Below are 15,496 nucleotides of genomic sequence, written 5' to 3'. Positions count from 1 at the left end.
CCGATGAAACAATTAAAGCCTGTCAATATAATCATCCAGACTCTCGTAACGATCTTCCCGAAAATCCTCCTCGTCGTATCCCCGATCTTCCCGGTCCTCATCCCCGTAACTATCGTTCCCGAACTCTTCCATGAAGCTATCGTCATATTCATCGTCAAACTCCTCCTCCGGCTTATCGAACTCCCAATTATCATTACCTTCATCAAAAGAAAATTGTTCCGGAATATCCCCGTCACAGAACACGCACACGGGCATAACATCGGAAGAATCACGAACATATTCCCCGGCATACTCCACCCTGAAATAACGATTCGTAAAAAAATCAAAAACATACTCCAACTCTAAACAACCCGGCTTTATAATATCACTGATTTTCGTACTATCCATCACTAAGGTATCACTCTCTTCTTCATCCGTCGCCATATCCATTAGCGCTATCTCTTTCCCCCGATTCCCCATTTTGTCAATCGTAAAAAAAGAAGCCATTTGTGAATTGTCGTAATTCAATACATCCACGATTTTATCATGAAACTGTTGAAACGTTTGGTCTCCACCAATTGCGATTTCACATCTAAAATCCGAACTATTCGGTAAGCTGATTTCAAATCTGTAATCCATATTCTATTTCATTTATCCTACATCATTGAAGAACCCAAGCCTATTGCGGCTATTCCCAACACCATTAGAATTATTAACACAACCATAGCAAGAGAGATACAAAGCCCTATGATAGCACATACTCTTCCTGCATTCAAATTTTTATAAGAACTTTCCGTATAAAGTTGCGGGTTTTGCAGATACATCTTACGAGGTTCTGAAGCCAAAACGATAGCAATAATACCCAGTATGACCCCGATTATACTCCCGTAGCACATCCAACAGAATATAAGTGATAAAATCCCCAAAACCAATATTGCCGTCGCGTTAGGCAAATTCATTTTTTTCAATTCTTCTACTTCCATTCGTTTGTATTTTAGATAGACATTAATTTAAACAAATATGATATTAAAATTATAATCAAACAAGCAAACCCGCTAATTTTTAATATGCTTGTCTCAATTTTCTTTATTCCTACTATTCTTCCTATAATCAGCAAGATAAACCACATAAACGGAAGTAACGCCGGATAGGTTACGACCGACTCCGATACCTCTCCTTTCATCAGTAACAACATAGCCGTCTGAAAACCACATCCGGGACAATCTATGCCGCATAATGTCTTTATCCAGCATGACAATTGATGTACTTCAAACCACTCCGTCATTACAAACTCGCTTCAAAGGCCGATATTATATATTGTGGATAACCGTCTCCAGTATGTCCATAGCCTCTTTCACCAAATTCATATTAGCCTGAGATCCCATATGTCCTATACGAAATACTTTGCCGGCCAAACAACTGTAATTTCCACCCACGACCATATTCTGTAAACGCAATTCGCTATCCAATTTTTCCCACGTCATATGTTCAGGAACATAAACGGCCGTAACCGTAGGAGAACAAATCGCATCTTCGAGCGGATAAAGCTTCAACCCCATCTCCTTAATCCGTCCCCGACAATATTCCGCCACCGTATGATGACGATTAATACAATTTTCCAGCCCCTCCTCAAATATTAGTTCGCATGCCTTACGCAACTGTGCAATACCATGCCAATAAGGCGTATAAGGAAAATACCCCGTTTCAACTGCCTTCAGAAAAGGCAATAAGGCCTCGTATCCGGGATAAGCGACTTCTTTGACAATTTCCCACGCTTTTTCGCTCACGGAGAGAAATGCCATATTCGCCGGTGCAGATAAGCATTTCTGTGAACCGCCCAACGCCAAGTCCACGTTCCAACCGTCAACGTCAATACAAGATCCCCCCAATCCGGATACGATATCAACACACAACAACGGGACATCGTATTTCACCTTCAAATCGCCAATCTCTTTGACCGGATTCATCGTTCCGCTCGGAGTTTCATTTTGCACCAAAGTGATCATCTTAGGCTGAAAATCTTTTATTGCCTTTTCAATCAAATCAAAATCCGTTATCGTTTCATCGAATCCGAAAGCCAATGTTTTTACTTCACAACCAATGGATTCCGCCATTTCTCCAAAACCATAACCAAAGATACCCGTAGAAATAACCAATACCCGATCTCTTGACACTAAAGTACTTTTCAATGCTGTCCACAAAGCCAGCATACCTTCTCCCGTTTGAATGACGACATGATTTTTCGTATTCATCATTTTCTGCAGTAATCTTTCCGTTTCCCGGTACATGGTCAAGAATTCCGGTTCCAAATCGGCTGAACCGTAATTAAAGGTCGCAACATTCAAAACTTCTTTAGGAACTGAAACCGGCCCCGGCACTAATGGTATAAGATATTTCTCCATTTCTTTTCATTTAAACTTAAAACGAACAATATTTCGAGTCATTCTTAAAGAATGTGAGAAAATAAGTTCACCTATTTTCTCTATTCAGGTTTGCAAAACTATAAATAAGATTTGTTAAATACACGGCTTCTCTCCAAAAACTTTAACAATTTGTATATTATTTTCAACCCCATTTTCTATAACTTATTTTACTGTCAAATCGTCAGAATAAATAAGGAAATGATTTTAGGTACATTTTTTGATAGAAATCAAGAAGAGTCCTTCCAAAACCTTTTAAGTTTAAATAAAAATGTATATTTGTACTGGATTTTAAAACTATTTTTAGAATGAGTGGAGCAGAAAAAATTGTGGAGAATGTAATAAAAACACTGGATGATCATAAGGGTGTCGATATCGTTAAAATTGATCTGAGAAAAATAGAAAACTGTTTTTGTAGTTTCTTCGTAATATGTCATGGAACGTCAAACTCTCATGTCGCGAGTTTAGCGGACTATGTTCACGATTCGGTTCGAGAGGAACTGAAAGAAACACCCATACATAAAGAAGGAGAAGATCAAGCCCAATGGATCGTACTGGATTACGGGGATGTCGTGGTGCATATTTTTCAAAAAGAGCAGCGGGACTATTACCAACTGGAGGACTTTTGGGTGGACGCAAAAATAACAAGATTAGAAGAGAATTTAACAATAAATTATGGCAGAAAACAATAAAAATGAAGGCTTCAACTTTCCTCCCGTAGGAGGAAAAAACAATAAAGGATCCAAATTCAGCGGATATTGGATGTATATTATAATCGCCGCCATCATTATCGGTTTCAACTTCCTCAGCATGCCTACCAGCCCGGAAAGGACGACTTGGCAAGAGGTCAAAACTCAAATGTTGGAAAAAGGGGATGTTAAGGAATTCGTGGTGATCACCAACACGGGACGGGTAAACGTATACTTGCAACCTGACAAGATTGAAAATTACAGTAAATTAGTTTCCAAAGGATTCAAAAACAATGAAAACGGTCCCCAATTTTATTTTTCAATAGGTTCGACTGAAACCTTTGAAAAAAACATGGAGGAAGCTCGCAAAGAGATCCCCGGAGCCACGGATGTTACCATTGACTATAAACAAGAATACAACTGGTGGAGTGATGTCATATCCATTATTTTCCCTCTGGCTATCTTAATCTTTATTTGGATTTTCTTCTTCCGGAGGATGAGCAAAAACGCCGGAGGCGGAGGAGGCGGAGGAATTTTCAACGTGGGAAAATCAAAGGCGAAACTTTTCGACAAAGAATCCAACGTGAAAGTAACCTTTAAGGACGTGGCCGGATTAGCGGAAGCTAAACAGGAGGTTGAAGAGATCGTCTCGTTTTTGAAGAGTCCGGACAAATACACGAAATTAGGAGGGAAAATACCCAAGGGAGCTTTGTTGGTCGGTCCTCCGGGAACAGGTAAAACGTTGATGGCAAAAGCTATGGCCGGAGAAGCAAACGTACCTTTCTTCTCCATGTCGGGTTCCGATTTCGTAGAGATGTTTGTCGGCGTCGGAGCTTCCCGCGTTCGGGATTTGTTTAAACAAGCTAAAGAAAAAGCTCCTTGCATTGTCTTTATCGACGAGATCGACGCTATCGGACGTGCCCGGGGTAAAAATCCCAACATGGGTTCAAACGACGAACGAGAAAATACACTGAACCAACTGTTGACGGAAATGGACGGTTTCGAAACCAACTCGGGAGTCATCATCATCGCCGCAACAAATCGAGCCGATATTTTGGACAGTGCCCTTTTGAGAGCCGGACGTTTCGATCGTCAGATATACGTTGACCTACCGGAACTAAAAGACCGGGAAGAGATATTTAAAGTTCATTTGAAACCTTTGAAATTGGCTGATAATGTGGATTACTCTTTTTTGGCTAAACAAACCCCGGGATTCTCAGGCGCAGATATCGCCAATGTGGCTAATGAAGCCGCTCTTATCGCAGCCAGAAAAGATAAATCCGCCGTGGAAAAACAAGATTTCCTGGATGCCATCGACCGAATCGTAGGTGGCCTTGAGAACCGGAGCAAAGTAATAAAAGTCAGCGAAAAGAAAGCGATTGCTTACCATGAAGCCGGTCATGCTACCGTTTCTTGGCTATTACAGCATGCTCATCCCCTTTTAAAAGTGACCATTGTCCCGAGGGGCAAGGCCTTAGGAGCTGCCTGGTATTTACCCCAGGAAAGACAAATTACCACGAAAGAGCAGTTGTTAGATCAAATGTGTTCCGTACTGGGAGGAAGGGCTGCGGAAGAACTCGTTTTCGGGCAAGTTTCGACAGGAGCTCAAAATGACTTAGAAAGGGCTACCAAACAAGCATACGCGATGGTATCCATCTACGGTATGAGCGACAAGATCGGGACTTTAAGTTTTTACGACTCCACGGGACAAAGCGATTTCAGCTTTACAAAACCCTATTCAGAAAAGACGGCAGAACTTATCGATGCCGAAGTGAAGGAGATGGTCAGTGCTGCCTACGAACGCGCAAAACAGTTACTTAAGCAACATCAGGAGCAACATAAACAAGTAGCGGAACTATTAATCGAAAGGGAAGTAATTTTCAGCGATGATTTGGAAAATATTTTAGGAAAACGTCCTTGGTCTGACGAGGAGGAAGAGGTGAAGCCGCAAGAAGACCCTAATGACAACATAGACTAAATTTTACATGTAAATCCATGGACAATTGGGTATCTGTTTTTACGACAAATGAAGAATTTGAGGCGGAAAGGATCAAAGAACTATTAAGCGATTCGAACATTCCCGCCGTGATTTTAAACCAAAAGGATTCTTCTTATATCATGCTCGGAGAGGTAAATGTAATGGTGAATAAAGAGCATAAAGAAGAGGCTGAAAAAGTAATTAAAAACAAGAACGATCGTGAGTAATTTCTGGAAAAGAGCCATCAGCGGATTGCTGTTCGTATTCATTTTAACAGGGTGTATTTTCATACACCCCATTTGCTTTTATATACTCTTTTTTATCATCAATATATTGGGGATTATCGAATTCGGAAGAATGGCAAAAAAAATGAACATCCACATTAATTTTCCGTTCTGCATCCTGTGCGGCAGCGTACTCTTCACGGCAGGATTTCTGCATAACTACATTGATTACAAAGACGGATATCTATTCTTTTTCCTGTTGACCTTTCTGATGGCCATCCGGGAATTATACCGAAAACAAGGAAACGGTTTTCAGAACATAGCCTTTTCTTATTACGCCTTATTGTATATCAGTTTGCCTTTCACTCTATTGATCTACCTTCCTTACATGACTTCCGGTCAATGGATGCCGGAAATTATCTTTTTCCCATTCCTGCTCGTGTGGATCAACGATACATTCGCCTACCTGTTCGGTTCTCAATTCGGGAAACATAAATTATTCCCCAGAATATCACCTAAAAAATCCTGGGAAGGAGCTATCGGCGGAGGAGTCACTACCATTCTTGCCGCTCTTTGTATAGCCCCACACATCGAAGGATATACCATCATAGATACGGCCATCATAGCCTGTATCGTAGTCGTATTCGGAATATACGGGGACTTATTGGAATCCCTCTTTAAGCGAAGCATCGAGATAAAAGATTCGGGTAATATATTACCGGGACACGGGGGGATTTTGGACAGATTCGATGCAATTATCTTCGCAATCCCCGCTATTTTTGTTTATATGGAATTCATGTATTAACTTTGCGACTTGTTTTGAAATAAAATCATAATAAGACTAATAAAGACCAATCGCTCTTTGCGAACTAAAATATTACCCGATGAAAATACATAAGGCTGGCTATCCGTTACTATTCAAAGTTTTCGTGTTTATTGCTTTTATAAACGTATTGATCTATGTCTTCATTCCAAGCGATCTTATTTTTCGGATCATACTTGTAGTAAGCGCCGTCATATACCTGCTGATCGTAAACTTCTTTCGATTTCCCCATCGGCATATTCAAGTAAACGATAACACGATCTTAGCCCCCGCAGACGGAAAAATCGTGGTCGTAGAAGAGACATACGAGCCTGAATACCTGAAAAGTCGATGTATTCAAGTATCTATCTTTATGAATATTTTTAACGTGCATATCAATTGGTTTGCCATAAACGGCATCATCAAATATTTTAAATACCATCAAGGAAGATACATGGCCGCCTACCTGCCGAAATCTTCCACGGAAAACGAGAGAACAACCATTGCCATCGAGGCTCGAAACGGACAAGAGATCGTTATGCGACAGATCGCGGGAGCCATGGCTAAGCGAATTGTTTCTTATGCCCCCGTGGGAGGAGAAGCTCGCCAAGACGAACATGCAGGATTTATTAAATTCGGTTCAAGAGTGGATCTTTTTTTACCTCTCGGAACCCAAATCAATGTAAAATTAGGTCAGAAAGTGACCGGTTCACAAACACTTATCGGAACATTTCAGAACCCTGAATCCAAGTGATACGTCAGCGGATTTACAAATCAGAATGCAATGTCAGTTCAAAGGAAAGTAAAAAGAGTTACTACCCATGTTTTATCGGAGATGAAACTAAAGGGCGAAAAAATAAGCATGTTGACGGCCTACGACTTCTCTATGGCCCAAATCATTGATCATGCAGGAATAGACGTTATCCTTGTTGGAGACTCGGCTTCGAACGTCATGGCAGGACACGAAACGACTTTACCGATCACTCTCGATCAAATGATCTACCACGGGGCCTCCGTGGTCAGAGGGGTAGACCGCGCTCTGGTTGTTGTCGATATGCCTTTCGGCAGCTACCAGGGAAACAGTAAAGAGGCCTTGTGTTCCGCCATACGAATCATGAAAGAGACCAGTGCCGATGCCGTAAAATTAGAAGGAGGTGAAGAGATACTGGAATCCATTGCCCGCATTCTTTCTGCTGGAATACCTATCATGGGACATTTGGGATTAACCCCACAAAGTATTCACAAGTTCGGAACCTATGTAGTTCGAGCTCAAGAAAATGACGAGGCTGAAAAATTGGTAGCAGATGCCCACTTGTTGGAGGAAGCAGGATGCTTCGCACTTGTTTTGGAGAAAATCCCGGCCCAATTAGCCGCCCGCGTCGCTAAAGAGTTAACGATACCGGTAATCGGCATCGGTGCTGGCGGTGGTGTTGACGGTCAGGTATTGGTTATACACGACATGTTAGGTATCAATCAGGAATTCTCCCCTCGTTTCTTACGCCGCTATCACAATCTGTACGCGGAGATCAGCGGAGCTGTAAGCAATTACATCAACGATGTAAAAAGCAGAAACTTCCCGAACGAAAGGGAGCAATATTAAATTTGAAAAAATAGAAAAAATGAGTTTGGAAATTTTATACGAGGATAATCATATCATTGCCGTCAATAAAAAAAATTCCGATATTGTACAGGCGGACAAAACCGGAGACGAACCTCTTAGCGAGCAGGTAAAAGCATACATCAAAAAGAAATACAACAAACCGGGAGATGTATTTCTCGGAATTCCCCACCGGGTAGATAGACCTGTAAGCGGTGTCGTCCTCTTCGCCAAAACAAGCAAAGCTCTTACCCGGTTAAATAAAATGTTCCAGGAACATGACAACGAGATAACCAAGATTTATTGGGCGATCGTAAGCGAACTGCCGCAAGAGGACGAAGCACGTTTAGTCCATTATTTAGTACGCGATACGGAAAAAAATAAATCTTCCGTGTACACCCGCCCTCGTCCGGGTGCTAAAGAGGCTATCTTGGAATACAAGTTAATCAACGGAAGCCAAAACTATTTCCTGTTAGAAGTAAAACTCTGCACGGGCAGACACCATCAAATCCGTTGCCAGTTAGCTAAAATAGGATGTCCCATCAAGGGCGACCTGAAATACGGTTCGCCTCGTTCCAATCCCGGAGGAGGTATCAGTTTACATGCTCGCAGCATTAGTTTTATGCACCCTGTAAAACAGGAGATGATCACCATCACGGCTACCCCGCCATTGGAAGACAACCTTTGGAGTTTCTTCTATAATAACTTAAAATAATCCGAATTCTTCAACATAACTTAACGGGATCGCTTGTAGGATCCCGTTTTCGCTGTAAATAGATTTTCTCTATCCTCTCATAAATAGATAATATCGAATCTTATATGATTCTTAAAAAAAAATACTTTATCTTTGAAACGCACACATAACAGTAGAATAATATAATCTATGAGTGAGGAAATAATCTGTAACTGTTTTCAAGTATCAAAGGCCGATATCGTAAAAGCGATTCGGGAACAAGGTTTAAAAACAGTAGAAGAAGTCGGTGACGCTACAAATGCAGGATGTGGGTGCGGTGGCTGTCAAGATGAAATCCAGGCTATTCTGGATGAAATCAACAAATAAAAGGTGCTTTTAAAAAGCACCTTTTTCAATAGACTGTTTTATTTTCATTCTCTTTCCATAATCGGAACTCCTCTCCGCTTCCCTCCTCCCGTTTATTGATAAAGGGAATGAAACGATCGGGACCGTCCAAGGCAATCTCCTTATAGATGAAAGAGTCGTCGAATCCGCCATCGGCCGCATCTTCTTTGGTAGAAGCATAATAAAGATGATCGGGACGTGCCCAATAGATGGCCCCTAAGCACATCGGACAAGGTTCGCAACTGGAGTAAATATCACACCCTTTCAATTGAAAAGAATCCAACTGCTTACAAGCCTTTCGTATGGCATTCACCTCGGCATGAGCGGTCGGATCGTTATCCGGCACAACCGTGTTACCGGATGTAGCGATAATTTTTCCGTCACGTACGACAATCGCCCCGAAAGGTCCACCCGTTCCGTTTTTCACGTTATCCAAGGCTATACGAATCGCCTCTTTCATAAACTCCTTATTGTATGCAGCCATATGAATGAATAATTTATATATAAAAACGAACTAATTCAATTTTTTGCCTTAACTTTTTTCCGGCTACTGTACCATATCATAAATGCTCCGAACAGGACGAAAGGAATACTTAACCATTGTCCCATCTTCAACGCCATTTCTGCCTCCCAGGGTTCCTGTACCTCCTTAAAGAATTCGATGATGAAACGAGCCGTAAAGATCAATACGAGAAACATCCCGAAAAGATACCCCTCTCTCTCTTTCACCTTCGTTTTCCAATAGAGATGCATAAGTACGGCAAAACTAATCAAATAACAGATCGCTTCGTACAACTGGGCCGGATGCCTGAGGAAATGAAGACCCGTACGGGTCTTGGCAATAATCCCGTCCTTCAGGTATTGTGTAATCTGTTCCGTGGAAAAAACGGCCTTTATCCACTCGCTATCGTCCACCCGCAAAAAATGAAATCCCCAGGGTACGGCTGTCGGAGCCCCGATAATCTCCGAATTCATAAAATTTCCCATCCGAATAAAGAATCCCGCTAACGCAATCGGCACGACAGCCCGGTCCAATATCCAGAATATGGATTTTTTACTTACCTTTTTAGAGTAATACCATAATCCGACAATAATTCCGATAGCAGCCCCGTGACTTGCCAGTCCTTGGTATCCCGTAAAATGGAATCCACCTTCAAAACGTACCGGTAAAATGATCTCAAGTGGATGACTGCTGTAATAATCCCAATCATAGAAAAAACAATGCCCTAAACGAGCACCTATCACCGTGGCTATGGCAACATATATCCATAGCTTATCCAGCCATTTCTGACTCAGACCTTCCGATTGGAACATCTTTTCTTCAACCTTATAGCCAAATATAAAGGCCAACGCAAACAATAATCCGTAATAACGGACAGAAATGCCTCCCAAATTAAATATCTCCGGACTTACGTTCCAATCAATATAAAGCGAAATCATGTTTTTGATTTAAAGATTATATAGAGAATGAAATCCGGAGATCAATAAACCAACCTCCGGATTTCCTCATTCGTTTATTACTCTTCTTTCCCGTGACAATTTTTGTATTTTTTGCCGCTTCCGCAAGGACAAGGATCGTTACGTCCGACCTTCGGTCCCACGTGTACCGGTTCCTGTTTGCGTTGTTCCCGGTTGGCTTGAGGAGCCATATCCGAACGCCCGGTTTTCATTTTACTCAAATCCGTACGTCTCTCTTCGGCCTGACGTACATCTTCCGATGCTTCGAAAGGAATCTGTCCCTTCATCAGCGTGGAAACCACGCTTTTGTTGATTTTGTCGACCATGGATTTAAACAGGTTGAACGACTCGAATTTATAGATCAGCAACGGATCTTTTTGTTCATAAGTAGCATTCTGCACGGATTGTTTCAAATCGTCCATCTCTCTCAAATGCTCCTTCCACGCGTCATCGATATGGGCAAGCATGATTGATTTCTCGTATGCCCGAACCAACTCTTCTCCACCCGAATGATAGGCTTTTTCCAAATTGGTAACGACATTATACATCTTCATTCCGTCCGTGAAAGGCACTATAATATTCTTAAACAACTCTCCCCGCTGTTCGAATACATTCTTAATCACCGGGAAAGCCTGACGGGAGATACTTTCCACTTTTCGGGTGTATGTTTCCCGCATCTGCCGATACAAATCTTCCGTAATATCAGCTACCGATTTTTTCTGGAAAACTTCAGGAGTGATCTCGTAGTTGACGGAAAGATTCTTCAACACGGCTAAACGGAACCCTTCCAAATCGTTTGCCTCTTTATATTCCTCAACCAATCCCTCGCAAACATCATACATCGTATTGGCGATATCCACTCCAATCCGTTCGCCCAACAACGCATGACGTCTCTTTTTATAAATAACTTCCCGTTGCGAGTTCATCACGTCGTCGTACTCCAACAAACGCTTACGGATACCGAAGTTATTCTCTTCCACCTTTCGTTGAGCTCTCTCGATAGATTTTGTAATCATGGAGTGTTGAATCACATCCCCCTCCTCATGTCCCAAACGATCCATCACCCGAATAATCCGCTCGGAACTGAACAAACGCATCAAATCGTCTTCCAGGGAAACGAAGAACTGAGAAGACCCCGGATCACCCTGACGTCCCGCACGACCGCGTAACTGCCGGTCGACGCGACGAGAATCATGACGTTCCGTCCCCACAATAGCCAAACCGCCGGCAGCCCTCACTTCCGGGCTCAATTTGATATCGGTACCACGACCCGCCATATTGGTTGCAATGGTAACCACTTGCGACTGACCTGCAACCGCTACAATCTCAGCCTCTCGTTGATGCAACTTGGCATTCAATACATTATGCTTGATACCCCTCAGTTTCAACATACGGCTTAGTAATTCGGAAACCTCTACCGAGGTCGTACCGACCAATACAGGACGTCCTTCTCCTACCAAACGGGTAATTTCATCGATAACGGCATTGTATTTTTCGCGTTTGGTCTTATACACATAATCGTTGGCGTCCTTACGTACCACCGGACGGTTGGTCGGAATAACCACTACATCCAATTTATATATATCCCAGAACTCTCCCGCTTCCGTTTCTGCCGTACCGGTCATACCGGCCAACTTATGGTACATCCTGAAATAGTTCTGTAACGTAATGGTAGCAAATGTCTGAGTGGCAGCTTCAACCTTTACATTTTCCTTTGCTTCGATAGCTTGATGCAGACCGTCTGAATAACGGCGTCCTTCCATAATACGTCCCGTCTGTTCGTCCACGATCTTCACTTTATTATCGATCACCACGTATTCCACGTCAAGTTCAAATAAGGTATAGGCCTTCAATAATTGATTTACCGTATGCACTCGTTCCGATTTGGCTGCATATCCTTGGATCAGCTCATCCTTTTTAGCAATCTTGTCCTCGTCCGACAATCCCATCTTATCAATCTCCGCTAATTCCGACCCGATATCCGGCAAAATAAAGAAATCAGGATCCTCACCCGCAGCCGTAATCGTATCATGTCCTTTATCGGTCAGGTCGATGGAATTCTGTTTTTCATCGATCACAAAATAAAGATCATCGGTGATCTCCGGCATCCGGCGATTATTCTCCTGCATATAGATATTCTCCGTCCTAACCAAAATCGCCTTATTTCCCTGTTCACTCAAAAACTTGATCAACGGCTTATACTTAGGCAATCCTTTAAAAGCCCTCAACAAAAGAATGGCTCCTTCATCCACTTTCTTTTTATCATCACTGGCCAAAAGCACTTTTGCCTCATTGAAAATGCGGGTTACCAAATCCCTCTGCATTTTAACCAACTTCTCCACGCGAGGCTTATACTCGTCGAACATCTGATCATCCCCTTTGGGAACCGGACCCGAAATAATCAACGGGGTACGGGCGTCATCGATCAACACGGAGTCTACCTCATCGACAATGGCATAATTGTGTTTTCTTTGTACCAGATCTTCGGGATGAATAGACATATTATCCCTCAAATAATCGAAACCGAATTCATTATTCGTTCCGAAAGTTATATCTGCCTGATACGCCTTTCTACGTTCCGGAGAGTTAGGTTCCGTTTTGTCAATACAGTCCACGGATAACCCATGGAACATATAGAGCGGCCCCATCCATTCCGAGTCACGTTTAGCCAAATAGTCATTCACGGTCACGACATGCACCCCTCGTCCGGTCAAAGCATTCAGGAAAACAGGTAGGGTTGCCACTAAAGTTTTACCCTCGCCGGTAGCCATCTCCGCAATTTTTCCCTGATGCAACACGGCACCACCGATCAACTGCACATCGTAATGTACCATATCCCAGGTAACCTCGTTTCCTCCTGCTATCCAAGAATTGAAATAGATAGCCTCGTCGCCGTCAATCTCCACAAAATCTTTCGTAACGGCTAACTGACGATCGAAATCATTCGCTTTGACCACAATCTCTTTATTCTCGGTAAAGCGTCGGGCCGTATCTTTCATGACGGCAAAAGCCGTCGGCATAATCTCGTTTAAAACCTCTTCTATCTTTTTATCGATCTGCTCCTCTAACTTGTCAATCTTCGTATAGATATCCTCCCGTTCTTCTATGGAAGGTTTCTCATTTTCGATCTTTGCTTTTAACGTTGCAATCTCGTCTTCTTCCTCCTTCACGTAGGCGTGTACCTTGGCCTTCAAATCTGCCGAAAGTGCACGAAGCTCATCATCGCTTAATTTTTTTACCTTTTCCCACTCGGCATTTACTTTAGCCACAATAGGCAACAACTCTTTTAAATCCCGATCCGATTTATTACCGAAGAGTTGTTTTAATATATCATTAAAACCCATATTTCTTTTGTATTTATGAAAACTGATTATTTATATTTAAGATGGTTCTACAGGATCGCATCACCTATCGCGATCAAAAACCATATAGACTCAAACCTTGAATTGCAGTGCCTTTCCGGGCGCCCGGATGGGATTGGCCGCCACGTCAGGAGACTTAAACCCGGGAAGCGCAACCCACGAACAAGAAAAACGATCTGCAATCAAATCGGATATTGTCGTTAAGCTTTGGGCTCCAAACACATCAAAAGCCAGTTCATCAACTGACTTTTTCTCCAATGCAACGGTAATAATCTTTTGAGTAGAAGATATCAATAACCTGTAACTATCCCTTCCGACAGGTACACTTTCATTACGTCCGCCGGAAGGTATTGTCACGACACATCCGGCCACGACATAAAGTGCTGCTAACAGGTATTTATTCATTTCCACAAGCCAAAGATAATACAATAAAGTTAAAAACTAAACGTTAACAAAAAAAGATAGAGAAAAAATCGCTTCACCTTCTTATAACTTTTCTCCAAAAGCCAAATCCCCCGCGTCTCCGATTCCCGGATCGATATATGATTTATCGGTCAACCGCTCATCAATAGCTCCAGTCCACAAAGTAACCGGTTCCTCTTTTAATGCTTCGGTCACATGATACAACCCTTGTCTACTGGTTATAATTGCCGCAATATGGGTATGATCGGGTTTTCCGCCTTGTTTCAACAACTCACGATAAGCAACCACAAGGGAGGCTCCCGTGGCCAACATAGGATCAACCAACAACAGTTGTTTCTTTCTCAGATCCGGCGTATATATCGAATCAAAACGGATCTCAAAGCCGTGATCATCTCGGTAAGCACGTCGGGCCGAAATAAAAGCATTCTCCGCACTGTCGAAATAGTTTAAAAAGCCTTGATGAAAAGGAAGTCCCGCCCTCATGACAGAGGCAACAACAACCTTATCCGTCGGTAACATAACCTCAGCCACATCAATCGGAGTACGTACCTTACACGTATCGTAACGAAAGGTCTTACTGATCTCGTAAGCCATAATCTCCCCCACCCGTTCCAAATTCCGACGAAAACGCAAGGAATCCTTCTGAATGTTTATATCCCGTAACTCTGCCAAAAAACGATTATAAACAGAATTTTCTTCATTGATTACCTTTACCATGATACTTTGTAGATCTTTTTTATTCTGCCACAAAGAAAACAATAAAATTCGAGAACGTGAAAAATTCAGTTATCCTCTTTGATCTCTTCGTAATCCGCATCTTCGATCTCCCCGCCACCCATCTTCTGGCGTTGTTCTTCCTCTTGTCTCTGCTTACGTAGTTTATTAATATTATACTGATTGATCAAATCGGTCACTCCGTAAAAGACAGTGGTAATTCCGAAGAAAGTGATGATCCCTTCTTTGGCCGAGAAAGGATTGGCAAATACAATAAATCCAGCCAACAGAATCAACACGGGAAACAAATAATTTACAGCAGGAATCGGACCGAATTTCCGTGCGGACGTCAACAATACCAACTGTCCGATACCGGCAACAAGCAGAATAAATCCCAACAAATACATCAACATATTGGTAAAGAAATCCGCCATAAACCATAATAAAAGGCCCAGAATAATACTTCCGATTCCATTAAAGGATGATAATTCGCCTGGGGAATCTTCACCCTTGTCTCTATATGAGACAATCAGTGACACCAATCCGGTTATAAAAAATACGGCCCCGATAATTTTCACCGTATAATTCAACACCTCCGTAGGCCATAATACTAAAATAAGTCCTAAAACGATCGCGATAATTGACTTTATTACCGATCTTTTGTAGCTTGTTGAAGAATAAATAATCTGCATAGAGTTATGTATAAAATGACATCAATTATGTTTAACGAAGATAATTCTTTTTTGTTTTCCCATGACAAAAAAGAAGCCGG

The 15,496-nt window shown here is 42.2% G+C and carries 18 protein-coding genes; 8 read left to right on the top strand and 10 right to left on the bottom strand.

The genetic code is table 11. From position 1 onward, the window contains the following. Positions 1–12: 12 nt before the first annotated feature. From PGR74_RS08500 to PGR74_RS08485, 4 genes are read right to left on the bottom strand one after another with little or no spacing between them, the layout of a single operon-like run. Positions 13–618 carry an IS1096 element passenger TnpR family protein gene (locus PGR74_RS08500; RefSeq protein WP_041502012.1) on the bottom strand — a complete coding sequence of 202 codons (606 nt, stop codon included), beginning with the start codon at positions 616–618 and terminating at the stop codon, positions 13–15. Positions 619–635: 17 nt separating this feature from the next. Beyond that, the gene (locus PGR74_RS08495; protein ID WP_052634323.1) at positions 636–962 is read right to left on the bottom strand and encodes a CCC motif membrane protein; all 327 of its coding nucleotides are present in this window, start codon (positions 960–962) and stop codon (positions 636–638) included. 11 nt (positions 963–973) lie between these two features. Further along, the gene (locus PGR74_RS08490) at positions 974–1,264 is read right to left on the bottom strand and encodes a DUF2752 domain-containing protein (RefSeq protein ID WP_041502013.1); all 291 of its coding nucleotides are present in this window, start codon (positions 1,262–1,264) and stop codon (positions 974–976) included. A gap of 25 nt (positions 1,265–1,289) precedes the next feature. Further along, entirely contained in the window at positions 1,290–2,381 is a 1,092-nt protein-coding gene (locus PGR74_RS08485) for a pyridoxal-phosphate-dependent aminotransferase family protein (RefSeq protein WP_041505421.1), read from the bottom strand. Positions 2,382–2,707: 326 nt separating this feature from the next. Between PGR74_RS08485 and rsfS the strand changes: the two genes are divergently transcribed. From rsfS to PGR74_RS08445, 8 genes are all read left to right on the top strand, one after another. Beyond that, positions 2,708–3,091: a ribosome silencing factor gene (rsfS, locus tag PGR74_RS08480; RefSeq protein WP_041502016.1), complete on the top strand. Its 384-nt coding sequence runs from the start codon at positions 2,708–2,710 to the stop codon at positions 3,089–3,091. After that, on the top strand, positions 3,075–5,066 hold the full coding sequence (ftsH, locus tag PGR74_RS08475; protein WP_041502017.1) for an ATP-dependent zinc metalloprotease FtsH: 1,992 nt from the start codon (positions 3,075–3,077) through the stop codon (positions 5,064–5,066). The genes rsfS and ftsH overlap by 17 nt, the downstream gene beginning before the upstream one ends. 17 nt (positions 5,067–5,083) lie before the next feature. Next, entirely contained in the window at positions 5,084–5,293 is a 210-nt protein-coding gene (locus PGR74_RS08470) for a putative signal transducing protein (protein WP_041502018.1), read from the top strand. Beyond that, positions 5,286–6,095, top strand: coding sequence for a phosphatidate cytidylyltransferase (locus tag PGR74_RS08465; protein WP_052634324.1), 810 nt, complete (start codon positions 5,286–5,288; stop codon positions 6,093–6,095). Before PGR74_RS08470 ends, PGR74_RS08465 begins: the two co-directional genes overlap by 8 nt. Positions 6,096–6,174: 79 nt before the next feature. Continuing rightward, positions 6,175–6,846, top strand: a complete 672-nt coding sequence (locus PGR74_RS08460; RefSeq protein ID WP_041502020.1) for a phosphatidylserine decarboxylase family protein — start codon at positions 6,175–6,177, stop codon at positions 6,844–6,846. 30 nt (positions 6,847–6,876) lie between these two features. Continuing rightward, entirely contained in the window at positions 6,877–7,692 is an 816-nt protein-coding gene (gene panB / locus PGR74_RS08455; protein WP_041502021.1) for a 3-methyl-2-oxobutanoate hydroxymethyltransferase, read from the top strand. A 25-nt stretch (positions 7,693–7,717) separates the two neighbouring features. Beyond that, a complete protein-coding gene (locus tag PGR74_RS08450; protein WP_041502199.1) occupies positions 7,718–8,404 on the top strand; it encodes an RluA family pseudouridine synthase in 687 nt (228 codons plus the stop codon). A gap of 168 nt (positions 8,405–8,572) precedes the next feature. After that, positions 8,573–8,749: a (2Fe-2S)-binding protein gene (locus PGR74_RS08445; protein WP_041502022.1), complete on the top strand. Its 177-nt coding sequence runs from the start codon at positions 8,573–8,575 to the stop codon at positions 8,747–8,749. A 25-nt stretch (positions 8,750–8,774) separates the two neighbouring features. Here the strand turns inward: PGR74_RS08445 and PGR74_RS08440 are convergent, their stop codons facing one another. The 6 genes from PGR74_RS08440 to PGR74_RS08415 form a co-directional block, all read right to left on the bottom strand. Beyond that, the gene (locus tag PGR74_RS08440) at positions 8,775–9,251 is read right to left on the bottom strand and encodes a nucleoside deaminase (RefSeq protein ID WP_041502023.1); all 477 of its coding nucleotides are present in this window, start codon (positions 9,249–9,251) and stop codon (positions 8,775–8,777) included. Between the two features lie 35 nt (positions 9,252–9,286). After that, positions 9,287–10,207 carry a prolipoprotein diacylglyceryl transferase gene (gene lgt, locus PGR74_RS08435; protein WP_052634326.1) on the bottom strand — a complete coding sequence of 307 codons (921 nt, stop codon included), beginning with the start codon at positions 10,205–10,207 and terminating at the stop codon, positions 9,287–9,289. A 77-nt stretch (positions 10,208–10,284) separates the two neighbouring features. After that, positions 10,285–13,569 carry a preprotein translocase subunit SecA gene (secA, locus tag PGR74_RS08430; RefSeq protein WP_041502024.1) on the bottom strand — a complete coding sequence of 1,095 codons (3,285 nt, stop codon included), beginning with the start codon at positions 13,567–13,569 and terminating at the stop codon, positions 10,285–10,287. Between the two features lie 90 nt (positions 13,570–13,659). Then, positions 13,660–13,998, bottom strand: coding sequence for a hypothetical protein (locus PGR74_RS08425; protein ID WP_146216427.1), 339 nt, complete (start codon positions 13,996–13,998; stop codon positions 13,660–13,662). A gap of 75 nt (positions 13,999–14,073) precedes the next feature. Beyond that, a complete protein-coding gene (upp, locus tag PGR74_RS08420) occupies positions 14,074–14,727 on the bottom strand; it encodes a uracil phosphoribosyltransferase (protein WP_082027558.1) in 654 nt (217 codons plus the stop codon). A gap of 65 nt (positions 14,728–14,792) precedes the next feature. After that, positions 14,793–15,416 (bottom strand): HdeD family acid-resistance protein, encoded by a 624-nt coding sequence (locus tag PGR74_RS08415; RefSeq protein WP_052634328.1) that lies wholly within the window; start codon positions 15,414–15,416, stop codon positions 14,793–14,795. Positions 15,417–15,496: the final 80 nt, after the last annotated feature.

The organism is Sanguibacteroides sp. AM78-02pH3A (assembly GCF_027666085.1).
GTDB classification, from domain to species: domain Bacteria; phylum Bacteroidota; class Bacteroidia; order Bacteroidales; family Marinifilaceae; genus Gabonibacter; species Gabonibacter massiliensis.
This window is presented reverse-complemented; position numbering and strand designations above follow the sequence as displayed.

Excerpts from the sequence above, each read along its gene's own strand:
- PGR74_RS08500 (WP_041502012.1), bottom strand. The coding sequence starts at position 618 with ATGGATTACAGATTTGAAATCAGCTTACCGAATAGTTCGGATTTTAGA.
- PGR74_RS08495 (WP_052634323.1), bottom strand. The coding sequence starts at position 962 with ATGGAAGTAGAAGAATTGAAAAAAATGAATTTGCCTAACGCGACGGCA.
- PGR74_RS08485 (WP_041505421.1), bottom strand. The coding sequence starts at position 2,381 with ATGGAGAAATATCTTATACCATTAGTGCCGGGGCCGGTTTCAGTTCCT.
- upp (WP_082027558.1), bottom strand. The coding sequence starts at position 14,727 with ATGGTAAAGGTAATCAATGAAGAAAATTCTGTTTATAATCGTTTTTTG.
- lgt (WP_052634326.1), bottom strand. The coding sequence starts at position 10,207 with ATGATTTCGCTTTATATTGATTGGAACGTAAGTCCGGAGATATTTAAT.
- PGR74_RS08490 (WP_041502013.1), bottom strand. The coding sequence starts at position 1,264 with ATGACGGAGTGGTTTGAAGTACATCAATTGTCATGCTGGATAAAGACA.
- rsfS (WP_041502016.1), top strand. The coding sequence starts at position 2,708 with ATGAGTGGAGCAGAAAAAATTGTGGAGAATGTAATAAAAACACTGGAT.
- ftsH (WP_041502017.1), top strand. The coding sequence starts at position 3,075 with ATGGCAGAAAACAATAAAAATGAAGGCTTCAACTTTCCTCCCGTAGGA.
- secA (WP_041502024.1), bottom strand. The coding sequence starts at position 13,569 with ATGGGTTTTAATGATATATTAAAACAACTCTTCGGTAATAAATCGGAT.
- PGR74_RS08415 (WP_052634328.1), bottom strand. The coding sequence starts at position 15,416 with ATGCAGATTATTTATTCTTCAACAAGCTACAAAAGATCGGTAATAAAG.
- PGR74_RS08470 (WP_041502018.1), top strand. The coding sequence starts at position 5,084 with ATGGACAATTGGGTATCTGTTTTTACGACAAATGAAGAATTTGAGGCG.
- PGR74_RS08445 (WP_041502022.1), top strand. The coding sequence starts at position 8,573 with ATGAGTGAGGAAATAATCTGTAACTGTTTTCAAGTATCAAAGGCCGAT.
- PGR74_RS08440 (WP_041502023.1), bottom strand. The coding sequence starts at position 9,251 with ATGGCTGCATACAATAAGGAGTTTATGAAAGAGGCGATTCGTATAGCC.
- panB (WP_041502021.1), top strand. The coding sequence starts at position 6,877 with ATGTCAGTTCAAAGGAAAGTAAAAAGAGTTACTACCCATGTTTTATCG.
- PGR74_RS08460 (WP_041502020.1), top strand. The coding sequence starts at position 6,175 with ATGAAAATACATAAGGCTGGCTATCCGTTACTATTCAAAGTTTTCGTG.